The sequence below is a fragment of the Meiothermus cerbereus genome, assembly GCF_051297115.1.
In the GTDB taxonomy this organism is placed as follows: Bacteria; Deinococcota; Deinococci; order Deinococcales; family Thermaceae; genus Meiothermus; species Meiothermus cerbereus_A.
Genome location: NZ_JBEVAL010000170.1, coordinates 1 through 696, shown reverse-complemented (window position 1 = coordinate 696; position 696 = coordinate 1). Strand labels below are relative to the sequence as shown.

Here is a 696-nt window from a genome sequence, read left to right as displayed (position 1 = left end):
ATGCATAGCACCCCCTCTTTTTTCACATCCCTGGGGGCAAGGTCAAGTAGCACACGAAGGTATTTTTACCCACGGGAGGCATTTTTATGAAGAAGCTGCTGATCGCGATAATCGCCGTCTTTGGTCTTGTTGCACCTGCTTACGCCCAGTTCAGTCTGGGTGCCCGCCTTGACGCCAACTACAGCACCACCCTAGCCCCCAACCTGACTGCCGGTGTTTTGGGTCGCCTGGACGTACCCATTACTCCCTCCTTTGGCGCGGGAATTCTGGTTCGGCCCTTCATTCAGTATGGGGTTGATCTGGTAAGCAATGGCCCTCTAAGTGCGAGTGCCTATGCTCGAGTGCGCCTTCCGATCACGGTTGATATTGCTCCTTCCAGCGGCTTTGGCTTTAGCATTTCTCCCCAGGCAGGGGTGGATATGTCCTACGACCTGGGCGGGGGAGCCAGCCTCAGCAGTGGGTTGCGTCTCTTGACGGATCTGCCCATCGTACCTTCGGGCGGTAGCTTTTCCTGGCTGATAGATGGTTACCTCGAGTTTGGCTATGCTCTAGACATGCTCAGCCTGTATGCAGGCATCTCGCTCGATCAGATTGTACCCAGCCCCTTTGCCCAGACCATATACCTGGGTGTGTCCTGAAAATAGGCAAACAGCCTAAACTGTGGGAATGAGCGAAATGCGGGAACGGATGCATCAG

1 protein-coding gene is annotated in these 696 nt (G+C 54.9%); it reads left to right on the top strand.

Annotated elements, in window-relative coordinates:
• The first annotated feature begins 86 nt into the window (after positions 1-86).
• Positions 87-638: a hypothetical protein gene (locus ABWU19_RS15005; RefSeq protein ID WP_435902429.1), complete on the top strand. Its 552-nt coding sequence runs from the start codon at positions 87-89 to the stop codon at positions 636-638.
• Positions 639-696: the final 58 nt, after the last annotated feature.

Coding starts and splice junctions, on each gene's coding strand:
- ABWU19_RS15005 (WP_435902429.1), top strand. CDS start 87: ATGAAGAAGCTGCTGATCGCGATAATCGCCGTCTTTGGTCTTGTTGCA.